This window comes from Corallococcus interemptor, assembly GCF_003668875.1.
Lineage (GTDB): Bacteria > Myxococcota > Myxococcia > Myxococcales > Myxococcaceae > Corallococcus > Corallococcus interemptor.
This window is the reverse complement of record NZ_RAWM01000001.1, coordinates 119,057-141,254: the sequence shown is the minus strand read 5'-3', so window position 1 is coordinate 141,254 and position 22,198 is coordinate 119,057. Positions and strand designations below refer to the sequence as shown.

The following is a 22,198-nucleotide window of genomic DNA, read 5'->3' as shown; positions in this document are numbered from 1 at the left end:
GTGAAGTGACTCTTTCCATTCCGGCCTACACGACGTGAGCTCGACAGACCTGACCCAGGCAGTCATCACCCCGGCGAATGCGTCCGGACTGAAATGCGTGCGGCAGTTGGGCCCTTCACAACGCCCCCTGGGCTGGGGTCAAACGCTCGGTTTCGATCCACTGGGCACCCGACTGGTGTCGATTGACAAGCTGCACACCCCCTACCGCTTGCGGTGGTGGAAGCTTGAGGCGGCATCGGACGTCCCCGCTTGCGCGGTCGAACTGGCGTTGAGACCGGCAGGGGCGTTCCTCGCCAGTGCGGACCTGCTCGTGGCCCCGGGGCCGCCAGTCGGCGAGGCCGCGCCCCCCTGGCGGCCGAGGCTCCTGGCCCTGTCCACGACCGACGGCGCGATCTGTCGTGAGGAGCCCCTTCCCTCTCCGGTCACCGGATTGGGTGCGTCCAGGAACGGCTTGTTGCTGGTCACCACGGAACGAGACGGAGCCTTCCTCTGGGACGTGGAGGCCTGGAGGCGGGTTCGCGACCTGCCCTGGCTTGAGGGCGACCTCACGGTGAGGGAGGTTGCCTTCTCCCGGGATTCGCGGTTCGCGGCGGCGGTGGTTTCACATGATGCCCTGGATCATCAGTGTCTCTACCTCTGGGACCTGACGACGAACGCTCCGCCGTGGCACGTGCCCATTGAGCTGCCGTTCGTATGGAGCGTTGCATTTCATCCCCGACGTCCACTGCTCGTCGTCGGAGGCAGCGCTGAAGACGCCATCGTGGTGGATGTGAATGAACGGCGCGTTCTGAAACAGTTCACCGAGTTCCGATACGCGAGCAACCTCGACTTCAATCCGGGCGGGGAATTGCTTGTCGAATCGATCGACGGACGTGGCTTCGCGGTTCATGACTTCGAGACCGGCAAGGTGTTGTTCAGTCACTCGGACAATGAAGACTGCCAGACGAGTGACGCCGTCTTCTCACCCGACGGACGCTTCATCGCCTGGGCGCAGGGAGATGGAACCGTGGGTCTGTGGGGCGTGAGCGCCGTGCCTTGACGCTCCAAAAGCAGACGTGCCATGAACTCCCCTGAAGAGGTGGGAAGGCCGTTTCAGGGGGAAAGCCATGGGCATCACCCGTATCGGTTACAACGGGTTCGTCGTCACCACTGCCATCTTGATGGTCCGCGAGGGCGTCTACGTGGAGGCGGCCGGGGTCTTCCTGGTAGTGGCGCTCGCCGGAAAGTGGGCGTACTCCCGGCTCACCCGCACCGAGCCTCCTCCGACGAGTGACACCCTGCTCGGTGCGTACGAAGCCCCGCCTCCACCACCCGCGGAAGAGGTCCTGAAAACGGAGTGGATCACGAAGCGCGAGCTGGGAATCCTCGCGGCGGTGGCGGTGGTGGGCGGCATCCTCTTCCTGAACCGTGACAAGGGAGGCTTCATCCATGTCATGGGCGGCAGGGTGCGCCTGAGTGTGGATTTCAAGGATTTGGAGCCGATCCATCAGGTCGGACGTCACTTCACCTATTCGATTCCCAGCGGCTCCCACCGCGTCGGGCTCTGGGACGCGGAGATTGGCGGCAACAGTCGCTATTTGCAGGTCGACGTCCGCGACGATGAAGCCTTCATGCTCTCCGTCAACCCGGACCTGTGCATCGTGCAGGTCGACATGGGGGGCTCCTGCGCCCAAGCCCGGGATGACCAGGGCGCCTGGGACGCCGTGCGCACGAACAGCCCCGTCGTCAGGGAATGGGCGCGACGTGCCGGCTACACGGAGGACAGCTCCCCCCAGGGGGAAGCCCAGGCGAGCGAAATGCCTTGAATCCGGCACAGGAGGGCCATCGGCACGGAGGGGCAAGCATTGCGTGTTAGGATTCGCAGCACATGCGCTCACTTCAAGCCCTGACTGTGTCCGCCGTGCTGTCATTCACCGTTTCCTGCGTCACCTATCCCGTCATCACCCAAGCGGATGCGCCCCGGGCGGCCACCGTCAAGCCCACCCCTGCGAAGGCCGCGGCCCATGAGACCTCGGACCGGGAGGTCTTACAGGGCTGGTCGCGGATGACCTCTGCCAAAGGTAGGTTCAGCGCCTCCTTCCCTGCTCCCCTGGAGGTAAAAGAACAGACACTGAAGACAGACACCGGCGATGTAGACGTGCTCTCCTATATCGCCCCAACCAAGAACAAGGAGGGCTTCGTGTCAATCGGCGTGTCACAGGCGGACGATCTGACAGACGGGTTGAGCCCCGACGTGGCACTGAGGAGCGCAGTCAACCTGGTGCTTCGCAATTACAATCTCACGCTATTGCACGCGGAGCCGGTCACCGTGAATGGCGCTCGGGACAGCGAAGATTCCTTCCCTGGCCGGGACATCGAGGCCGTCCAGGCCTCCAGCGGCCTGCGCTTTTCGATACGCTTCATCCTCGTGCACGACCGGTTGTACGAACTCATCTACATGCGCCACGGCGAGAAGACTGATCCCTACCAGCAACTCCTCTCCACGTTCGAATTGCAGTAGCGACCGGAGAGATTTCCCGCCCGGCGTGAAGCCCATGCGATGGACGACGCACGATACCCAGCCCTGAGCCAGGGTGCGCTGCCATTGCGACTCCGCGGTACGGGTTGAGTCGGAGAGGTCCTCGGTAAAGCAAAGCCAGAACTGGCGGTCGTCAACAGCCCCATCGGGCTCCAGCTGACTGAGTTCATTCTGCTCAACCATCCACCCGCCCGGAATCCGGAGAGGCTGCCAGGGGCCGGTGGAATCGGGCTCTTGAAAACCATCCTGTCTGGAAGAGACATCCCCACCTTCCGTGGGGCTCGAGCCCGGTTCTTGACGCTTGAAAGCACAGCGTGCCATGAAACACCCTGAGGTGGCGGAAGGCCGCCTCAGGGGGGAAGCATGCTCAAGCTCATCCGGTACATCCTCGAAGGCAACGCACTGGAGGCGCTGGGAATCCTCCTCCTGGTCCTCCTGGTGCGGTGGGTGTTCTCCCTCCTCACCGAATCCAATAGCAGCCACCTTCCCCACGCGACGAGCGACACCCTGCTGGGCGCGCACGCGCCGGAAGCACCTACGCTCGCCCCACCGGAGGTCGCGGAGGCACCCTCCTCACCGGTGCCCATGTTGCTTGGCCTGGGGCTCCTCCTGGCCGTGCTGGTGATGGGAGGCATCCTGCTCATCGGCCAGGGCGGCAGCGGTTCCCTCCACATCGTGACCCACACGGAGGACCCCGACCGCGACATCAACCTGCGTGTGGACAACGAGCCCGTGGCGCCGGTGCTCCATGACGGCCAGCACCTCGTCTATCCGATTCCCACCGGCCCCCATGAGATCTACCTGCGGGTTTCCTCCGTCGGCGTCTCGCGCAACTTCCGGGCCGACATCCAGCGTGGCGACGCCCTCATGCTGTCCGTTCATCCAGACATGTGCGCCGTGCAGATCGACATGTCGACCCTCACCTACGGCCGGCCCCCAAGCTCCTCGCCGACGCGGATGGACGGTGTCCACGTCCGCACGCTCCCCGTCGTGACCCGCTTCACGAACACGGCGTCACCACTGCGCATCCCGGCGGATGCCTTCCTCTCCTTCAACGAGCTGCCAGAGCAACTGCCTCCTCAGGGGACCGCCAGCATCCTGACGCCCCTTCCCTGCGCCCAGGCTCAAGACGACCGGAGCACCTGGACCGCCGTCCGGGAACTCCACGTCGGACTCAAAGACGCCGCTCAGCGCGTGGGCTACACGGAAGAGGATCCCACCCGGGGTGAAGTCTCCGCCATGGACGACTCACACCTCCTGGATCTCCACCAGCGCCAGGGCGCTGCGCTGGCGCGGGAGACGCCTCCCTGAGCTAGGGTGCGCCGCCATGGCGACTCCGCGGTACTGGTTGATCAAGAGCGAACCCTCCGTCTACGCGTACGCGAAGCTGGAGGAGGACGGCAGGACGGAGTGGACGGGCGTGCGCAACTTCGAGGCACGCAACAACCTGCGGGCCATGACGCCCGGGGACCTGTGCCTCTACTACCACTCCAATGAAGACAAGGCCGTCGTCGGCGTGGCGCAGGTCCTCTCCCATCCCGGCCCCGACCCCACCGCTCCCGGCGAGGACTGGGCCTCCGTGGACGTGGGCCCCGTCGTCGCCTTCACCACGCCGGTGACGCTGGCCACCATCAAGGCCACGCCCGCGCTCAAGGACTTCCCGCTGCTCACCCGCAGCCGCCTCAGCGTCACGCCCACCCCCGCCGAACACTTCGAGCTCGTCCTCAAGATGGGCAAGACGAAGCTTCCCAAAACGGCAGCCGCCAAACCCAAGCCGAAAGCCAGCCCCAGAGCCCGCCCATGAGCGCAGCCCGCGAAGTCCGCGCCGACTTCGACCGAGCCACCATCGTCATCTACCAGGCCTACTCGGACGCCATCGCCGACGTGGCCGTGAAGCAGCAGAAGTTCGGCCCGCCGTTCTCCGTGGGCCGGATGACGTGGATCAAACCCAGCTTCCTGTGGCTCATGCACCGCTCCAACTGGGGCCGGAAGAGCGGCCAGGAGCGCACGCTCGCCGTTCGCATCAAGCGCTCCGGCTGGGAGGAGGCGCTGTCCTCCGGCGTCCTCACCGGCTTCGAGCCGAAGGCCCACGGCTCGCCGGACGCGTGGCGCAAGGCCTTCGACTCCGCGCCCGTCCACATCCAGTGGGATCCGGAGCGCACGTTGCGCGGCGCGGGCCTGCCCCACGACAGCATCCAGGTGGGCCTGAGCCGCGCCGTCATCCAGCGCTTCGTGGACGACTGGACCGTGTCCATCACCGACCTCACGCCCCTGGTCCAGAAGCTGCGCAAGCACCTGGACGATGGCCGCGCGGACCAGGCCACGCGCCACCTGCCCAAGGAGTCCGTCTACCCGGTCCCCCCGGAGCTCGTCCGGCGCCTGGGAATGTGAGGGCGCGTCTTCGACGCGAGTTGTTATGTTCCGGCCATGGCGGACATCCCCTCCCTGGAGACCCTGCGGACGCAAATCGAACGCATCGACGAGGACATCCTCGATGCGCTCCAGCGGCGCATGGCCCTGGCCGATGACGTGGCGCGCGCCAAGCTGGTGACGGCCTGGCCCTTCCGGGACCCGCAACGCGAGGACCTGCTCCTGCGCAAGCTGCGCGGCCGGGCGGCGGAGCGCGGCCTGGATCCGCATGAAGTCGAGCGCCTCTACCGCGTCATCCTCGACATGTCCGTGGCCCGTCAGCAGGCCCTCGTCACGCGCCTGGACACCACGCCCCTGCGCGTGGGCTATCTGGGCGTCGAGGGCTCCTACAGCCACCTGGCCGCCCGTCAGCGCTACGGACACCGTCCCGGCGGAGTGCTCCTCACCGGCTTCGACACCGCCCGCCAGGCCGTGGGTGCCCTCAAGCAGGGCGAGCAGGACGTGCTGCTCCTGCCCATCGAGAACACCACCGCCGGCAGCATGAACGAGACCTACGACGTGCTCGCCGCGGGCGACGGCGTCATCACCGGCGAAGTGGTGAGCCAGGTGGACCACCGGCTCCTGGGCGTGAAGGGCGCGAAGGTGGAGGACCTGCGCGAGGTGCTCTCCCATCCGCAGGCGCTGGCGCAGTGCGAGGACTTCCTGCACACGCACGTGCCCTGGGCCCGCGCCGTGCCGGGGCCGGACACCGCCATCGCCGCGCAGATGGTCGCCGACCGCAACGACCCGGCCGTGGCCGCCATCGCCAGCGAGTCCGCCGCCGGCCGCTTCGGGCTCGTGGTGCTCGCCAGCAACCTGCAGCCGGCCGGCGCGGACTTCACGCGCTTCGTGGAGGTGGCGCGCCAGCCCACGCCACTGGCGCCGGAAGTACCGTGCAAGACGTCGCTGCTCGTCGTGCTGGAGCACCGCCCGGGCGCGCTGGGCCAGGTGCTTCAGCGGCTCACACAGCGCGGGGTGAACCTCTCCAAGCTGGAGTCCCGCCCCATCCCGGGCGCGCCGTGGAAGTACCGCTTCTACCTGGACGTGGAGGGCCACTCTGCGTCCGCGGCGGTGACGGCGGCGCTGGAGGACCTGCGCCCGCTCACGTCCTCGCTGCGCGTGCTGGGCACGTACCCGCGAGCGGAGCCCGTCGATGGGTGACGCCGCCCCCCGCCGCATCGCCTTCCAGGGCGAGCGCGGCGCGTACGGCGACGAGGCCACGGGCGTCCTCTTCGGCGCCTCCGTGACGCGCATCCCCTGCCCCACCTTCCGCGCCGTCTTCGAGGCCGTGGCCCAGGGCACGGTGGACGGCGGCGTGGTGCCCATGGAGAGCGCGCTCGCGGGGCCCGTGGCGGAGGTGGTGGACCTGCTGCTGGAGTTCACCCCGCCCCTCTCCGGCGAGCTGCGCCTGCGCGTGAATCACTGCCTGCTCGCGCCGCCGGGCCGCACGCTGGAGGGGCTCACGCGCGCGCTGTCGCATCCGCAAGCGCTGGCCCAGTGCGGAAGCTGGCTGCGCAAGCACCACCTGCATCCCGTGCCCGAGGCGAACACCGCCGTGGCGGCGCGCCGCGTGGCGCAGGAATCGCTGGAGGGAACGGCGGCCATCGCCAGCCGGACCGCGGCGGAGCTCTACGGACTCAGCGTGCTCGCGGAGGGCATCGCGGACTCGCCGGACAACGCCACGCGCTTTCTCGCGGTGGGCCCGGCCGTGCCGCCAAATCTGGGCTCGCGGTGGAAGACGTCCCTCGTCCTCACGCTCGACAACGGCCCCGGCGCGCTCGCGGGCGTGCTCACGGCCTTCGCGGCGCACGGGGTGAACGTCGCTCGGCTGGAGTCGCGGCCCGGCGGCGTCCGCGCGTGGGACTACCGCTGGTGCCTGGACGTGGACGGCGCGGACAGCTCCGCGCCGGTGAAGGCGGCCCTGGCCGAAGCCCGGAGCGCCTGCACGTCGCTCCGGGTGCTGGGCAGCTACGCGCTCAGCGACTGACGGCCTTGGCCGGAGCCGCGGCCTGCGTCGTCCCATCGCCGTTGCGCACGGCCTCCGAGTACGCGGCGCGCACGATGTTCGTGTAGCGCTGGAGCGCGCCCAGCTGCTCCATGCGCAGCGCCTGCGGCCCGTCGCACAGGGCCTTCTCCGGCGTCGGGTGGAAGTCCACCAGCACCATGGACGCGCCCGCGATGATGCCCTGGCCAATCGCGTGGAAGATGTCCGGCAGCCCGTCCGGCGGGGCCTCCGCGCGGCCAATGGCGTGCGAGGGGTCCACGCACACCGGCATGCGCGTGAGGCGGCGCACCACCGGCACGTGCGCGAAGTCCACCATGTTGCGGTGCGGGTCGCCCAGGTGCGTCTTCACGCCGCGCAGGCAGAACACAATCTTGGGATTGCCCTCGCTCGCCACGTACTCGCACGCGTTGAGGGACTCCTCCAGCGTGATGCCCATGCCGCGCTTGAAGAGCACCGGGAAGGTGCGCTGCTGGCCAATCACCTTGAGCAATTCGAAGTTCTGCGCGTTGCGCGTACCCACCTGGAGCATCACGCCCGTGGGCGTGCCGGCCTTCTTCAGCGCGTCGTTGATCTCGTCGATGTGGCGCGGGTGCGTCACCTCCATCGCGATGACCTTGATGCCGTGCTTGCCCGCGGACTCGAAGACGTAGGGCAGGCACTTCGCGCCCAGGCCCTGGAACTCATACGGGTTGGTGCGCGGCTTGTACGCGCCCATGCGCGTGGTGGTGATGCCGCAGCGCGCGAGCGCCGCCATCATCGCGTCCACGCTCTCCGGCGAGTCCACCGCGCACAGGCCCGCGAACAGGTTCACCGAGTTGTCGTCGAAGGTGACGCCGTTGTACTCGAAGCCCGCCGTGGTGCGCTGGCCGCCGTGCCGGCCGATGATGCGGTACTTCTGCGAGACGCGGACCACCTGGCGCACGCCGGGCAGCTGCTGGAACGGCTCCAGCGGCACCTGCGCGGTGGAGCCCAGCAGGTAGAGCTCCGTGATGGTGGACTCGGCGCCCTGGACGACGTGGGCACGCGGGGTGACGCCCTCGTACTGCGAAGCGAGTTGGAGGACGGCGTTCACGACGGATTCGGGGGAATCCGGCTCGAGCATCACGATCATTCGAAGGGTTCTCCTGGTGGGGGGCCGCTTCGGCATTCAACACCGGCGCCCCGCCCTTTCCCTCCGCTTTTGTAAAATTTTGATAAGAGCGGCCTCAGGAGGAGGCGGGGCGCAGCCGGGTCGCCAGCTGGGTGTAGTGCTCCCGCTGGGTAGGGTCGCCCAGGTGCTCCCAGACGTCCGCCAGGGCCTTGGCCGCCTCCACGTAGGCAGGCGACAGCTCCAGGGCCAGCTCGAAGACCTGACGGGCCAGCCGGTAGCGGGCCTTGTCCGGCCGCCGGCCCTGGGTCAGCAGCGCGTTACCCAGCGAGTAGACCTCGATGGCGGCGGCCTCGCGGTAGCCGGGGGTGGGGTTGAGATGAACCGCCCGGTTCATCAGGAGAGAGGCGGCCTCCGGCTCGCCCAGCTCCAGCTGGCAGAGCGCGGCCTCGCGGTGGGGGTCCGCCGCGTCGGGATCCAGCTCGATGGCGCGCTGGAAGCCCTTCAAGGCCTCCTCGGTGCGCCCCAGCTGCTTGAGGGCGAAGGCCTTCGCGGTGAGCGCCGGGAAGTGGCGTGGATCCGCGGCGAGGACCTGATCGAACGACTGGACCGCGGCCTCGTGGTTGCCGGCCATGGAACGGTGGACGCCCTCGTTGAACGACGCCAACAGCAACGACCTGGACATCTTCGGTTCCCCCATCGGACAGGGTGCATGAAGCCGCGCGGATCCACGCGGCCCGAAAGCGCAAGCCTGTCACCGGGGGCCCACGCGTCGCAAAGGTGGGCCCCTTTTCCGGCTGATGGCACCCATCGCGTTCCGCTGATGACGCGGGGCGCATCCCACGTGACGCAGGTTTCCGCCGTCCGGAATTCGCCACTGTCCCGGGCCACCCCTCCTGCGCTAGGCCGCGTCGCCGGAAGTCCGCACCCCGAGGCCTTCATGCTGGTGTTCGAGATCGTCATCGCGCTGCTCCTGGGAGGCGCCGGGCTGGCCGCGCTGTCCCGGAGGATGGGCACGCCCTACCCCGCGCTGGTGGCGCTGGCCGGCGCGGTGCTGGCGCTCGTCCCGGGCAGCCCGGAGCTGGTGTTGGATCCGGAGCTGGCGCTCACCCTGTTCGTCGCGCCGGTGCTGCTGGACGCGGCGTTCGACGCGTCTCCTCGCGACCTGCGCGCGAACTGGCGGCCGGTGGCGGGCCTGGCGCTGGGGGCGGTGGTGCTCACGGTCCTCGCCGTCGCGTTGGCGGTGAGGTGGATGGTGCCGGGGATGTCCTGGGCCGCGGCCATCGCGCTGGGCGCCATCGTCGCGCCTCCGGACGCGGCGGCGGCCACGGCGGTGCTCAAGCAGCTGAAGCCCCCGCACCGGCTGCTGGTCATCCTTGAAGGCGAGAGCCTCTTCAACGACGCCAGCGCCCTGCTCATCTACCGGCTCGCGCTGGGGGCCGTGGCCGCGGGCGGCGTGCTGGGCTGGAGCGCGGTGCCCACGCTGCTCGTCGTCACGGTGGGCAGCGCGCTGTTGGGGGTGGTGCTGTCGTGGGTGAGCCTGCGCATCAACTTCCTGGTGGAGGACGTGTCCACGGCCGTCATCACCCAGTTCGGCAGCACCTTCGCGGTGTGGATCCTCGCGGAGCGGCTGCACCTGTCCGGCATCCTGACGACGGTCATCTACGCGATGACCATCTCGCGCACGGCCTCCACGATGACGCCCGCGCGGATCCGCATCCCGTCCTATGCCGTATGGGAGGTGGCGACGTTCGTGTTGAACGTGCTGGCCTTCGTGCTGGTGGGCTTCCAGCTGAAGACCATCGTCGCGCGCTTCGACCGGGCGACGTGGCTGGAGTACACGGCCATCGCGGGGGTGGTGACGGGCGCGGCCATCCTCGCGCGCTTCGCCTGGGTGATGGGGGCGGGGGCGTTCAACCGCTGGTGGCAGCGCAGGACGAAGTCCAGCATCGTCACCCTCTCGCCGAGCGCGTCCGTGCTGGTGGGCTGGTGCGGCATGCGGGGCATCGTGACGCTCGCGGCGGCGCTGGCGCTGCCCACGGGGCACGACGGGGTGCCGGCCTTCCCCTACCGGGACCTCATCCTCTTCACGTCCTTCTCCGTGGTGCTGGGGACGCTCGTGGTGCAGGGGATGACGCTGAGGCCGCTGATGTCGCGGCTGACGCTGGACGACGACAACGAGGTGGACCACGAGGTGCGGCTCGCGCGGGTGGAGACGCTGCGCGCGGGGCTGGAGGCCACGCAGGAGTCCCCGGGCACGGAGATGGCGGCCCTGGTCCGCCGCCGCTACGAGTTGCAGCTGCGGCGCGCGAAGCAGCTGTTGGCCGAGCACGCCCTCACGAGCTCCGGGAGCCCCAGCTCACCGTGGGGGCCGCCCACCGCGGACGCGGAGACGGTGCGCTCCGCGATGGCCGCGGGACGCAGGAAGCTGGCGGAGCTCCGCGCGAACGGCACCATCGGGGACGCGGCGTTCCAGCAGGTGGAGCAGGAGCTGGACTGGTCGGAGCTCGACCTGCAGCAGCTCCTGCGCGCGGAGTCCCCTGAGTAGGGCATTTCAGCCGCGAGCCTCCTCCTCCATGGAGGCGAGAAACCCGGTGGTGAAGTCCGGGTAGCGAGGCGTCCAGCCCAGGGCCTCCAGCTTCGCGGCGCTGATGGCGCGGTCGCCGCGCAGCGACTCATGGAGGGACGCGAGGGGCACGCGCGGCGGCATGGGCAGCCCCAGCTGCTGACAGAGCCAGGACGCCGTCTCCTCCTGCGTCGCGGGCCGGCGGTCGGCCACGCAGTACACCTCTCCCGGCGCCCCGCGTTCGAGCACCACGCGCACCGCGTCCACCAGGTCGTCCACGTGGATGCGCGACAGCCGTCCCCCGCCCGAGTCCGGGATGCGCAGCGTGCCGGCCTTCAGGCGTCCAGACGTGCCGCGCCCCGGGCCGTAGATGCCCGCGATGCGCATGACGCTCGCGCCCAGCGGCAGGAAGAGCGCCTCCGCGTCCAGGCGAGCACGGGAGACCTCGGAGGTCCTGTCGACCGGCGTGGCTTCGTCCACGTGTCCGCGAGCGGATCCATAGACGCCCGTGGACGACAGGTAGACCAGCCGCGAGGGACGCGCGCGGGACAGCACCTCCGCGAAGCGGGCATCCAGCCCGGCGTCCGGGGGAACGGAGTCCACGACATGCGCGCCGGCGGCCCGTGACAGCGCGGCGTCCACAGATACGACGTGCACACCCGCGCCCTCCAGCACCGCGCGGCGTGCCGCATCCCGGGTCGTGGCCAGGACCTCCCGTCCCGCGCGGGCCTCCGCCACCGCGAACCGCGTGAGCGTGTAGCCACAGCCAAGCAGGAGCAGCGGAGCGGTCATGCCCTCCGCGATACCGGGCAACGCCCGCTCCGCGCAAGGCCCGTCCCCAAAGTGAACGGCCCTCCTCCCGTCATCCGGAAGAAGGGCCGTCGTCTCACAGCGTCAACCGCGGCTCTAGAACTCCGCGCTCGCGCGAGGGTCGATGATGCCGCACTCCTTGATCTTGTAGAGCAGCGCCTTGTAGCTGATGCGCAGCTTGCCCGCCGCGCGGCGCTTGTTCCACGCGGTGCGCTGGAGCATCGCGAGGATGGCCTCGCGCTCCGCGAGCATCGCCGCGCGCTTGCCGATGTCCTTGAGCGACAGCTCCCCGGCCGGAGGCGGCGGGGGCGGAGGCTGAGGCGCGTCGAACGGGTTCGCGTAGCGCTGCGGCGCCACGGCGTTGAACGGCGAGGCCTCCGCCACCGGGACCGGCGTCAGCGACGCCCCACGCGCGGGCATCTCCAGCACCTGCACGCCCGAACCCGACACCGCGGAAGACACGGCCGGCGGAGCCGCGAAGACGCGGGCGGACTCCTCCACGTGGCGCGACGGGGGCGGGATGAAGTCGTCCCCACCGCCGTACGACGTGGGCAGCGACGGGGCGCTCGCCGGAGCACGGCCACCGGCGTGGATTTCATCCAGCACCAGCGTCGGATCTTTCAGCACGCACAGCCGGCGAACCATGTTCTCCAGCTCGCGCACGTTGCCCGGCCACTCGTAGTCGCTGAACGCGTGGAGCACCTCGGAGGGCAGCTCGGACACGTTCGTCATGAAGCCCTTGCCGTACTTCTTCAGGAAGTGGTCGGTCAGCGGCACCACGTCCTCGCGGCGCTCGCGAAGGGGCGGCAGGCGGATGGCCACCACGTTGAGGCGGTAGTACAGGTCCTCGCGGAAGTTGCCGAGCGCGATCTCCTTCTCCAGGTCGCGGTTCGTCGCCACCACCACGCGGCTGTCCACGCGGACGCTCTTCTTGCCGCCGACGCGGAAGAACTCCTCGTCCTGCAGCACCTGGAGCAGCTTCGCCTGGAGGCGGATGGCCATCTCGCCAATCTCATCCAGGAAGATGGTGCCCTGGTCCGCCAGCTCGAACTTGCCCGGCTTCTCCGCCGTGGCGCCCGTGAAGGCGCCGCGCTCGTGGCCGAACAGCTCGCTCTCCAGCAGCTCACCCGGCAGCGCCGCGCAGTTCACCTTGATGAACGGACGGCCGTGACGCTGGCTGCGCGCGTGGATTTCACGGGCAATCACTTCCTTGCCCGTGCCGGACTCACCCAGCAGCAGCACCGGCACGTCCGTGTCCGCGATGCGCTCCACCAGCGCACGCGCGCGGCGCATGGCCGGCGACGTGGAGATGAGCACGCGGGCCTCGGCCGCGGCCTCCGCGGACGTCAGCACCACGCGGGGCGCCGGCGCGGTCGCCTGACGCTCCGGCACGCGGGTGCCCAGGGCGCGCGCGAGCACGTCCTGCAGCTCGTCGTTGCCAAAGGGCTTCGCCAGATAGTCGGACGCGCCCATCTTCAGCGCGCGCACCGCGTCGTCCGCGCCCGACAGCGCGCTCAACACGATGACCGGCGCCGTGCCGCCGCTGCTCCGGTAGCGGCGCAGCACCTCCAGGCCACTCATCTCCGGCATGACGACGTCCAGCAACACCGCGTCGAACGAGCCGCCGGAGAGCATCTCCAGCGCCTGCGAACCGCTCGATGCACAGCGCACCTGGTAGCCCGAGCTGCCCAAGAGCTCGGACAGGAACGTGCGCACCGACTCCTCGTCATCCACCACCAGCACCGCGATCCGATCCATCCCCACGCCTCCGCTCGCCCTGTGCATCAAACCCTCGTGAACTGAATCAAACCGACATCAGACGGGCTGGACCGGCTGCCCGCCGAAGTTCGCGTGAACGTCTCAAGGTCTGCAGTGCCGCGCCCAGCAGCTGGGTGGGAGCCCCCACCGTGTCCGGGAAGCTCACCGCTCCCAGCTCCAGCGCCGTGCGCACCACGCGACCCTCCATCTGGAACCGGGCGGCCTCGAACCGGGCCTCCACCCGCGCCAGCACCTCCGGCACCGCCTCCGCGGGCGTGCCCGGCAGCAGCATGGCGAACTGACTGTCGCCCACCCGCGCCACCGCGTCCGCCTCGCGCACCGTCTGTCCCAGCACCACCGCGCTGTAGACGAGCAGCCGCTCCGCCATGCCCTTGCCGTGCTCCTTGCGAAGCGCGCTCCACCCCGTCACCTCCGCCGCCACCACCGAGAACGTCCCGCCGTAGCGCTCCGTCCGGCGCGCCTCCAACCCGATGAGCGCCAGCAGGAAGGGCCGGTTGTAGAGCCCCGTCACGGGGTCATGCAGCGCCAGCGCCGTGCCGGCCTCCTCGCCCGCCGCCGCGCGCTCCACCGACTGCTTCAGCCGCATCTGCGCGTGAAGCTTCATGGACAGCTCCGCGCCATCCACCGCGCGCGGCACCACGTCCACGCACTGTCCCTTCTCCACGCAGAACTTCCACGCGTCCCGGTCGTGCGAATCCACCAGGTACATCATCGGCACCGTGCCCTTGCCCACCTGGCGCAGGCGCCGAGCCGTCTGGATGGCCGCGTAGTCCGGCGGCTGCGCGGCCAGCAGCACGGCGTCCGGACGGATCACCTCGAAGAGGGGCACCGCCGCGTCGAAGCGCGTCAGGGGGACCACGCGGAAGCCCGCCTCCCCCAGGAGCGCCCGGGTGCGCTCCAGATCGTCCGCGCGCGGCTCCACCAGCAGCACCGTGGGCGGCTGGCCCGACTTTCCCGCTCGCTTGCGCTTCACACCCACCGCCTTGCCCTCCCTTCCAGCATTTTCTGCCCCGCCACCCTGCCCGCCTGCCCAGATTTACAGCCCCGTCACTTTTGCGCCCTACGTATCCCCTTGGATTTCTTGGGGAAGGGCACTTCGTTACCCATCCTGGCCCACGGTTTTAGCAATGGGTATGCCATTCATCACCTCACGGATCCGGGCTTCCAGGGCCTCGGCATCCACCCGGTGCTTGAAGGCGGGCACCCCGTCGATGAGGACCACGGGGATGTCGTAACGCCAGGCCTCGAAGAGGTCCGGGCTCTGGAGGATGTCGGTGACGTAGAGCTCGAACGGCAGCCGGGCCTTCACCTCCTCGACCACGGCGAGGGCCTTCACGCAGAGGGAACACCGGGGTTTCGAGTAGATATCGACTCGCATGCGTTGCAGGATGGGCGCTCGATGCGCGGCGTGTGTGGTGATTTTTCGACGATGCCCCTCAAGGACCTGGTCGTCCACCTCGGGAATCGCCGGGCCACCGGCACCCTGAACGTGGAACGGGGAGACGTGCGCAAGCAGTTGCTCTTGCGCGACGGCCACGTCATCACCGCCAGCTCCAACCAGCCGCGCGAGTACTTCGGTCAGTTCCTGATCAACCAGGGCCACCTGACGGAGGACCAGCTGGAGCGCGCGTTCGCCACGCAGGCGGAGACGCACATCCTGCTGGGGAAGATCCTCATCATGACGGGCACGGTGTCCGAAGCCACCGTGCGCACGGTGCTCTCCCACAAGTTCCGGGAGATGCTGCTGGACGCCTTCACCTGGGAGGAAGGCGGCTTCGACTTCCGCGCCACGGACGTCGCGCCGGAGTTCGAGGGCCTGGACGTCAGCGTGGACCTGGTGGACGTCAGCCGCGAGGGCGAGTTCCGCGAGACGGCGTGGCAGGCCATCCGCGCCGTCTTCCCCTCCGGCCGCGTGCGCGTGGAGGTGGACGAGCGCAAGCTGACGGACCGCAAGGCCGGCAGCATGGACGAGCGCATCGTGCAGCTGGCGAAGGAGGGCCTCAGCATCGACGGCATGGCGCTGGCGCTGCACGCCACGGACTTCTTCCTCTACCAGCGGCTGTACGCGCTCTACCGCCAGGACGCGCTGCGCGTCTCCGACGAGGCGCCCCTCCCCGCCCCGGAGCCCGGCGCGCACACCGTCGTCGTGGTGGAGGATGATGACGACGACCTGAACGCGGGCGGCGTCATCGGCTCCGAGTCCTCCTCCGACGAGGTGCTCCAGGCCGCCCAGCTCTTCCTGGACGCGGGCAACCTGCGCGACGGCGAGGCGCTGGTCCGGAGGGCGCACGAAATCGCTCCGACGGAGCACACGCTGAAGCTCCTGCGCGACGCGGAGAGCCGCCTGCTCACGGAGCTGCGCAAGGCGCTGATGGAGCCGTCGCGAGTGCCGGCGCTGATGGTGACGCCCGCGCACCTGAAGACGCTGCCGCTCACGTCACCGGAGCGCTACCTGCTGTCGCGCATCGACGGGCGGCGGGACGTGGCGGCCATCGTGCACGTGTCGCCGCTGCAGGAGCTGGAGGCGCTGAAGTTCTTCCAGGGCTTCGTGGACACGGGGCTGGTGAAGCTCACCCCGCGTCCACTGTCCTGACCGCCGCGCCTTTCAGTGCTTGCCGGCGGCGCCCGCGGGGGCCGTCACTTCCACTGGCGCGGGGATGCGCTCCAGCGCCAGGCGCAGGGCCTCGCGGCCCAGGTAGGAGCCGCGGATGCGCCACTTGGGGTCGTTCACGATGAGCGCCGCCACGGCCACGCGCGGGTTGTCCTTGGGCGCGAAGCCCACGAACCACGAGTAGTCGCGGAAGGGCTCACGGTCCGCGAGCGTGCCCGTCTTGCCCACGGCGTCCTTCACCTGGAAGCCGCGCTCGCGGAAGACGCCGCGCGCGGTGCCGTGGGTGACGGTCTCCTCCAGCATCCGGGTGAGCGCGTGCGCGGCGGTGGGCGTGAGCACGGGCTCGGGCTCCGGCAGGGGCATGAAGGGCTCCGGCTCCACCAGCACGGGGTCCACCCAGCGGCCCTCGTTGGCGGCGACGGCGGCCAGCAGCGCGCCGTGCAGCGGGGACAGGTACACGTCACCGAAGCCCGCGCCGGTGTTGGCCAGCGCGAAGCCGTCCTCGGGGATGTACGCGAGCGACACGTCCAGCGGCTGGGCGAAGGGGATCTCGCGGTTGAAGCGCAGCCGCGCCGCCATGCGCTTGAGGGCGTCCGCGGACAGGTGCTTGCTGGTCATCTTGGCGAAGATGACGTTGGCGCTCTTGCCCATGGCCAGCGCCAGCGAATAGCAGGCGCCGTCGCGCTCGGTGTCCTCCAGCTGCCGCTCGTTGAGGCGGCGCTTGCCGCCGTGGAAGCACGCCTCGGTCTCGGGGGACACGCCGGCTTCCATGAGCGCGCTGCCGGTGACGATCTTGAAGATGCTCGCGGCCGGGTACACCGCGCGGATGGGCAGCCCGCGCAGCTCCGGCTTCGCCTCCGAGTGCTCCGCCATCGCGAGCACGCGGCCGGTGGACGGCTCCAGCACCACCGCGGCGCCATAGGGCACCTGGTAGTTCTGCATGATCTTCGTGAGCGAGGCCTGGAGGCCCGGGTCGATGGTGAGCACCTGATCCGGCGCGCTCTTGCCGCCCTTCACCACCAGCTTGTTGCCCTCCAGCTTCGCGCGGGCCACCAGGTCCTGCGCGCGCGGCAGCCCCTGGAGCTTCGCGAACGGCGGTGACTTCTCACGCGAGGGCACCGGCATGGGAGGCACCATGCCCGGCTCCAGCGCGGCGGCGTCCTTCGCGGCCAGCGCCTCCGCCAGCGCGCGGGCATCCACCGGGCGCGTGTCCTCGGGCGGCGTGGCCGCCACGGCCTCACCGGCGGCTCCGGAGTCCGGGGCCATCTGCTCGGCCTCCACCTTCTCCACCAGCGCGCGGGCGCCCACGGGCCCCGCGTCCGTTCCCAGCGCGGTCACCGACTGCGCCAGTGCCCGCGCATCCGACGGGGCGGCCGGTGACGGCGGGGTGTTCGCGTCCGGCCCGGGCGCGGAGGCGCCCAGGAGCAGCGTGAGGGGGAACAGCGGCAGGGCGGCGAGGAAGCGGCGCATCGTCATTCTTCGGGGCTCTCCTTGGGGGCAGGGAGCAGACGGCCGGGATCCTACGCGCTGAGGGCGCGCTGTCCACGGCTTGCCTCCTCGACTGCCTCCTTCGTCCGCCAGAAACCTGGGAAGGCACCCGGAGGTCCAGTAGGGTCCTGTGCACCTTGGACGGACTCAAAGAGATTTTGGTGATCTGGGCAGCCGAGCTGCGCCGGGCCGTGCGAAGCGGCCGGGCCATCGTGCTGCTCGGGCTCTACAGCATGTTCTCCGCGCTGGTGCTGCTCGTGGTGGGCTTCGTCACCCGCGAGCTGCAAAGCCAGCTGAACGCGGGGCTCCCCGGCTCCACCATGGATCCGGACATGGCCGCGCAGGCCGCCGACCAGATGCACCGCGGGGTGCTGGGCTTTCTCACCAGCAATGACTCCGCGATGATGGAGGCCCTGGCCCACGTGCCCATCGTGGTGCTCATCGTCTACAAGATCACCCTCTTCTTCCTGCCCGCCTACATCGCGCTGATGGGCTTTGATCAGGTGAGCGGCGAGGTGGGGCCGCGCTCCATGCGCTACCTCACGGTGCGCGCGCGCCGCTCCTCCGTGCTGCTGGGCAAGTTCCTCTCCCAGGCCACACTGCTGGTGGGGCTGGTGCTGATCATCGACCTGGCCATCTTCATCTACGCGCGCATCCTCAACGCGGACTTCGCCTTCGGGGTGCTGGTGCTCAACCTGCTGAAGTTCTGGAGCGCCACCATCGTCTTCTCGCTGGCGTACGTGGCCCTCACGTCCTTCTGCTCCAGCCTCTTCCGCAACCCCGCGGTGAGCCTCGTCTTCAACTTCATCCTGCTCTTCGTCTTCTGGCTGATGGACTCCGTGGGCCAGGCCGTGAGCGAGCAGAACGTGCTGCGCTACCTGCGCTACCTGTCCCCGTCGCACTACTCCGGCAACCTGCTGCACCCGAAGCTCGCCGAGTTCGCCACCAGCGGCGCGGCCTACGCGGCCTTCGCGGCCGTCTTCCTCTTCGGCGCCTACGGCGTCCTGCGCGCGAGGGACCTGTGAGCGACCTGGCCATCCAGCTGAACAACGTCTCCAAGCGCTTCGGCCCGAAGGTCGCCGTCAACGCGGTGAGCCTCCAGGTGCGCCAGGGCGACGTCTTCGGCCTCATCGGCCCCAACGGCGCCGGCAAGACGACGACCTTCTCCATGATGTGCGGCTACCTCTACCCGTCCGAGGGCTCGCTCCAGGTGATGGGCGTGTCGCCCACCGCGCCCGGCGCCCTCAAGGGCCGCGTGGGCGCGCTGCCCCAGGACGCGGTGCTGCCCCCCGGCTGGGAGGTGGGCGCGCTGCTCATGTACTGGGCCCGCCTGTCGGACCTGCCCCAGCCGGAGCACGAGGCCCGTGGCGCCCTGGAGAAGGTGGGCCTCATGGAGGCCTGGAAGGTCCAGACGCAGGCGCTCAGCCACGGCATGGCCAAGCGCGCCGCCATGGCCCAGGCCCTGATGGGCCGCCCGCCGCTCGTCCTCCTGGACGAGCCCACCGCCGGCCTGGATCCGCGCATCGCCGCGCAGGTGCGCCAGGTCATCAAGGACATGCGGGGCACGCAGACGGTCGTCGTCTCCAGCCACAACCTCCAGGAGCTGGAGGAGCTGTGCGACGCCGCCGCCATCCTCGACAAGGGCTCGCTCGCGCAGGCGGGCACCATGTCCGAGCTCACCGGCCAGGGCGCCGAGTTCCGCGTCCAGCTCGCCCGGGGCGACGTCATCATCCCCGAAATCACCTCGCTGCCCGGCGTCACCGACGCGCGCATGGAGGGCACGGACGTGCTGCGCGTGCGCTTCGACGGCCAGGCCCACAAGGCGGAGGAGGTCATCAGCCGCACCGTCGCTCACCTCCTCCAGCACCAGGTGCTCATCCTCGGCGTCAGCCGGGGCCGCCGCCTGGAGGACCGCGTCCTTCAGCTGCTGTAGGCCCGCGCCCCACGGACGCTCACCCCGCCTTGCGCACCCAGCCCACATAGTGGGCGCCGCGGCGCTCCATGCGGACAAGCTCGTTGCCCGTCGCGTCGCACCACGCGGGCAGGTCCGCCTCCAGCCCTCGGTCGGTGGAGACCAGCTCCACCAGCGTCCCGGGCTCAAGGCGGCGCATGGCCTTGGCGATCTCCAGGATGGGCACCGGGCAGAGGGCCCCGGACGTATCCACGCGCACACCGGCTTCCATGGCCCCGCATCCTCTCACGGAACCGTGACGGCCCAAGCGCTACGGCACGCGCGCCCAGAGGGAATTTTGCTGCCCCACGCGCCGTTGTCCGCCCCTTCGAGGCCTCTGGATATCGGGCGGACGCAGGCGGTCATCGCGGCTTGCGTGTCTGGAATTCCCTCTGTTAAGTACCCCGCCCCTTTCCCTACCCAGACACCCGCTTGGGGCCCGGAGTCGGACCTATGGCGCAGGAGCATTCCCAACCCATGAAGCCCAATGTCATCGTGGCCCTGCTGGTCGGCCTGGTGCTCGGGTTCGTTGGCGGCCGTGCCGCCACCGGCTCGAAATCCACCACCGGTAACACGCCCACCGTCGCGCAGGCGGCCAACAAGCCCGCGCGCGCCGTGGACCCCACCGTCTTCAAGGTGCCCGTGGACGGCGCCCCGACGAAGGGCAGCGCCAACGCGCTCGTCACCATCGTGGAGTTCTCCGACTACGAGTGCCCGTTCTGCAGCCGCGCGCACAACACCGTCGAGCAGCTCCAGAAGGACTACGGCAGCAAGCTGCGCGTGGTGATGCGCCAGAACCCGCTGTCCTTCCACCCGCACGCCCGCCCCGCCGCCCTCGCGGCGCTCGCGGCCGGTGAGCAGGGCAAGTACTGGGACATGCACAACCTGCTCTTCGCCAACAACAAGAAGCTGGATGCGGAGAGCCTGGAGGGCTACGCCAAGCAGCTCGGCCTGGACGTGGCGAAGTGGAAGGCGGACATGGCGGATGAGCGCCTGGGCGCCACCATCGACAAGGATCAGGCCCTGGCCCAGCAGATGGGCGCCAGCGGCACGCCGGCCTTCTTCATCAACGGCCGCTTCCTCTCCGGCGCGCAGCCCATCGACAACTTCAAGGCCCTCATCGACGAGGAGCTCGCCAAGGCCGAGGGCCTGGTGAAGAGCGGCGTCGCGCCGTCGCAGGTGTACGCGCGCACCATCGAGAAGGGCGTCGACCGCGCCCCCTCGCGCCCCTCCCAGCCCCAGGCGGAGCCCGCCGCCGCCGCGAAGAAGGTGGAGATCCCCTCGGACTCGCCCTCCTTCGGCCCGGCCACCGCGAAGGTGACCATCGTCGAGTGGTCCGACTTCGAGTGCCCCTTCTGCAGCCGCGCGGTGCCGACGCTCAACAAGATCAAGGAGACCTACGGCAAGGACGTGCGCGTGGTGTTCCGCCACCAGCCGCTGCCCATGCACTCGCACGCGAAGCTCGCGGCGCAGGCCTCCATGGCCGCCCACGAGCAGGGCAAGTTCTGGGAGATGCACGACAAGCTCTTCGCCAACCAGCGCGCCCTGGAGCGCGGTGACCTGGAGAAGTACGCCCAGGAGCTGGGCCTGAACATGAACAAGTTCAAGGCCGACCTGGAGTCCGCCAAGATCTCCGCGAAGGTGGACGCGGACGCCTCCGCGGGCATGTCGGTGGGCGCCAACGGCACCCCGGCCTTCTTCATCAACGGCCGCTTCCTCTCCGGCGCGCAGCCCTTCGAGGCCTTCAAGCCCCTCATCGACCAGGAGATCGCCAAGGCCGACAAGGCGCTCGCCGCCGGCACCAAGGCGGAGGAGCTCTACGCCAGGCTGAACCAGGACAACGTGAACGCCGCTCCGGCCGCCCCCGCGGCGCCCGCCGAGCCGGCCGTGCAGAAGGTGGAAGTGGGCAACGCCCCGGTGCGCGGCCCGAAGAACGCGCCCGTCACCATCGTCGCCTGGTCCGACTTCGAGTGCCCCTTCTGCAGCCGCGCCGTGCCGACCCTGGAGCAGGTGGAGAAGGTCTACAAGGGCAAGGTCAAGATCGCCTTCAAGCACCAGCCCCTGTCCTTCCACCAGCACGCGAAGCTCGCCGCCGTGGCCTCCATGGCCGCGAACGAGCAGGGCAAGTTCTGGGAGATGCACGACAAGCTCTTCGCCAACCAGCGCTCGCTGGACCGCGAGAGCCTGGAGAAGTACGCCCAGGAGCTGAAGCTGGACATGAACAAGTTCAAGGCGGACCTGGACTCCGGCAAGTTCGACAAGCAGATCGAGTCGGACATGGCGGACGGCGCCTCCAAGGGCGCCAACGGCACCCCGACGTTCTTCATCAACGGCCGCACGCTGGTGGGTGCGCAGCCCTTCGATGCCTTCAAGAAGGTCATCGACGAGGAGCTGAAGAAGGCCGGCGTCGTGATGGCGGCGGAAGCGAAGTAGTCCTCCCGCGCTGCTGAAATGCACAAGGCCGTCGGCTCCCACAGCGGGAACCGGCGGCCTTCGTGTTTCTACGCGTCTGACAGGCTTCCGTCAGGACACGGCGATGGCGTCGATCTCCACCTTGGAGCCGCGCGGCAGCGCGGACACCTGCACGGTGGCGCGGGCCGGCGGGGCGCCCGTGAAGGAGCGGCCGTAGACCTCGTTCACCTTGGCGAAGTCACCCAGGTCGGTGAGGAAGATGGTGCAGCGCACGACGTGGCTGAAGTCCAGGCCGCTGGCGGCGAGCACGGCCTTCAGGTTCTTCATCACCTGCTCGGCCTGCGCGACGACGTCGCCGGTGACCATCTCCATCGTCTTGGGGTCCAGGGGAATCTGGCCGGACAGGAACGTCATCTTCCCGGCGTCCACCTGCACGGCCTGGGAGTAGGGGCCAATCGCCTTGGGGGCGTCGTCGGAGTGGATTGCCTTGCGCGCCATGCAGCACACCTCGCGTTGAGGCGGCCCCCTGAAGCGAAACGGGGCCGCGGGTCCGCCGCGCGCT

22 protein-coding genes are annotated in these 22,198 nt (G+C 69.5%); 13 read left to right on the top strand and 9 right to left on the bottom strand.

Annotated elements, in window-relative coordinates:
• The first annotated feature begins 34 nt into the window (after positions 1-34).
• The 8 genes from D7X96_RS00575 to D7X96_RS00540 all read left to right on the top strand — a co-directional run bounded on the left by D7X96_RS00575 (position 35) and on the right by D7X96_RS00540 (position 6,914).
• The gene (locus D7X96_RS00575; protein ID WP_147468195.1) at positions 35-1,039 is read left to right on the top strand and encodes a WD40 repeat domain-containing protein; all 1,005 of its coding nucleotides are present in this window, start codon (positions 35-37) and stop codon (positions 1,037-1,039) included.
• A gap of 67 nt (positions 1,040-1,106) precedes the next feature.
• Positions 1,107-1,805 carry a hypothetical protein gene (locus D7X96_RS00570; RefSeq protein ID WP_121768722.1) on the top strand — a complete coding sequence of 233 codons (699 nt, stop codon included), beginning with the start codon at positions 1,107-1,109 and terminating at the stop codon, positions 1,803-1,805.
• A gap of 62 nt (positions 1,806-1,867) precedes the next feature.
• Positions 1,868-2,500 (top strand): hypothetical protein, encoded by a 633-nt coding sequence (locus tag D7X96_RS00565; protein ID WP_121768721.1) that lies wholly within the window; start codon positions 1,868-1,870, stop codon positions 2,498-2,500.
• Positions 2,501-2,881: 381 nt separating this feature from the next.
• On the top strand, positions 2,882-3,829 hold the full coding sequence (locus tag D7X96_RS00560; protein ID WP_121768720.1) for a hypothetical protein: 948 nt from the start codon (positions 2,882-2,884) through the stop codon (positions 3,827-3,829).
• A gap of 16 nt (positions 3,830-3,845) precedes the next feature.
• Entirely contained in the window at positions 3,846-4,322 is a 477-nt protein-coding gene (locus D7X96_RS00555; protein ID WP_120548215.1) for an EVE domain-containing protein, read from the top strand.
• Positions 4,319-4,909, top strand: a complete 591-nt coding sequence (locus D7X96_RS00550; protein ID WP_120548214.1) for a DUF4291 domain-containing protein — start codon at positions 4,319-4,321, stop codon at positions 4,907-4,909. The genes D7X96_RS00555 and D7X96_RS00550 overlap by 4 nt, the downstream gene beginning before the upstream one ends.
• Before the next feature lie 36 nt (positions 4,910-4,945).
• Positions 4,946-6,088, top strand: coding sequence for a prephenate dehydratase (pheA, locus tag D7X96_RS00545; protein ID WP_120548213.1), 1,143 nt, complete (start codon positions 4,946-4,948; stop codon positions 6,086-6,088).
• Positions 6,081-6,914, top strand: coding sequence for a prephenate dehydratase (locus D7X96_RS00540; protein ID WP_121768719.1), 834 nt, complete (start codon positions 6,081-6,083; stop codon positions 6,912-6,914). Before pheA ends, D7X96_RS00540 begins: the two co-directional genes overlap by 8 nt.
• Here the strand turns inward: D7X96_RS00540 and D7X96_RS00535 are convergent.
• The gene (locus D7X96_RS00535; protein ID WP_120548211.1) at positions 6,904-8,043 is read right to left on the bottom strand and encodes a 3-deoxy-7-phosphoheptulonate synthase; all 1,140 of its coding nucleotides are present in this window, start codon (positions 8,041-8,043) and stop codon (positions 6,904-6,906) included. The genes D7X96_RS00540 and D7X96_RS00535 overlap by 11 nt on opposite strands.
• A gap of 94 nt (positions 8,044-8,137) precedes the next feature.
• Positions 8,138-8,704, bottom strand: a complete 567-nt coding sequence (locus D7X96_RS00530; protein WP_120548250.1) for a tetratricopeptide repeat protein — start codon at positions 8,702-8,704, stop codon at positions 8,138-8,140.
• A 255-nt stretch (positions 8,705-8,959) separates the two neighbouring features.
• On the opposite strand from D7X96_RS00530, the gene D7X96_RS00525 reads away from it, so the two are divergent.
• Positions 8,960-10,567, top strand: coding sequence for a Na+/H+ antiporter (locus D7X96_RS00525; RefSeq protein ID WP_121768718.1), 1,608 nt, complete (start codon positions 8,960-8,962; stop codon positions 10,565-10,567).
• Positions 10,568-10,573: 6 nt separating this feature from the next.
• Here the strand turns inward: D7X96_RS00525 and D7X96_RS00520 are convergent, their stop codons facing one another.
• From D7X96_RS00520 to D7X96_RS00505, 4 genes are all read right to left on the bottom strand, one after another.
• The gene (locus tag D7X96_RS00520; RefSeq protein ID WP_120548209.1) at positions 10,574-11,377 is read right to left on the bottom strand and encodes an NAD-dependent epimerase/dehydratase family protein; all 804 of its coding nucleotides are present in this window, start codon (positions 11,375-11,377) and stop codon (positions 10,574-10,576) included.
• A gap of 114 nt (positions 11,378-11,491) precedes the next feature.
• Complete coding sequence (locus D7X96_RS00515) at positions 11,492-13,153, bottom strand: sigma-54-dependent transcriptional regulator (RefSeq protein WP_121723933.1); 1,662 nt, start codon at positions 13,151-13,153, stop codon at positions 11,492-11,494.
• Positions 13,154-13,199: 46 nt separating this feature from the next.
• Positions 13,200-14,153, bottom strand: coding sequence for a GGDEF domain-containing response regulator (locus D7X96_RS00510; RefSeq protein WP_199747022.1), 954 nt, complete (start codon positions 14,151-14,153; stop codon positions 13,200-13,202).
• Between the two features lie 120 nt (positions 14,154-14,273).
• Positions 14,274-14,552, bottom strand: a complete 279-nt coding sequence (locus D7X96_RS00505; protein ID WP_121723934.1) for a glutaredoxin family protein — start codon at positions 14,550-14,552, stop codon at positions 14,274-14,276.
• Between the two features lie 21 nt (positions 14,553-14,573).
• On the opposite strand from D7X96_RS00505, the gene D7X96_RS00500 reads away from it, so the two are divergent.
• Positions 14,574-15,767, top strand: coding sequence for a DUF4388 domain-containing protein (locus D7X96_RS00500; protein ID WP_120548205.1), 1,194 nt, complete (start codon positions 14,574-14,576; stop codon positions 15,765-15,767).
• A 12-nt stretch (positions 15,768-15,779) separates the two neighbouring features.
• Here the strand turns inward: D7X96_RS00500 and D7X96_RS00495 are convergent, their stop codons facing one another.
• Complete coding sequence (locus D7X96_RS00495; protein WP_121723935.1) at positions 15,780-17,261, bottom strand: penicillin-binding transpeptidase domain-containing protein; 1,482 nt, start codon at positions 17,259-17,261, stop codon at positions 15,780-15,782.
• Between the two features lie 173 nt (positions 17,262-17,434).
• On the opposite strand from D7X96_RS00495, the gene D7X96_RS00490 reads away from it, so the two are divergent.
• Together D7X96_RS00490 and D7X96_RS00485 are read left to right on the top strand one after the other, a co-directional pair.
• A complete protein-coding gene (locus D7X96_RS00490; protein ID WP_370450039.1) occupies positions 17,435-18,298 on the top strand; it encodes an ABC transporter permease in 864 nt (287 codons plus the stop codon).
• Complete coding sequence (locus tag D7X96_RS00485) at positions 18,295-19,206, top strand: ABC transporter ATP-binding protein (protein ID WP_121768716.1); 912 nt, start codon at positions 18,295-18,297, stop codon at positions 19,204-19,206. Before D7X96_RS00490 ends, D7X96_RS00485 begins: the two co-directional genes overlap by 4 nt.
• 19 nt (positions 19,207-19,225) lie before the next feature.
• Here the strand turns inward: D7X96_RS00485 and D7X96_RS00480 are convergent, their stop codons facing one another.
• Entirely contained in the window at positions 19,226-19,456 is a 231-nt protein-coding gene (locus D7X96_RS00480; RefSeq protein WP_120548201.1) for a sulfurtransferase TusA family protein, read from the bottom strand.
• 245 nt (positions 19,457-19,701) lie between these two features.
• Here D7X96_RS00480 and D7X96_RS00475 point away from each other — a divergent pair, with 245 nt between their 5' ends.
• Positions 19,702-21,657 (top strand): DsbA family protein, encoded by a 1,956-nt coding sequence (locus D7X96_RS00475; RefSeq protein WP_121768741.1) that lies wholly within the window; start codon positions 19,702-19,704, stop codon positions 21,655-21,657.
• A 90-nt stretch (positions 21,658-21,747) separates the two neighbouring features.
• On the opposite strand, the gene D7X96_RS00470 is transcribed toward D7X96_RS00475, so the two are convergent.
• Positions 21,748-22,134, bottom strand: coding sequence for a RidA family protein (locus D7X96_RS00470; RefSeq protein ID WP_120548199.1), 387 nt, complete (start codon positions 22,132-22,134; stop codon positions 21,748-21,750).
• Between the last annotated feature and the right edge of the window lie 64 nt (positions 22,135-22,198).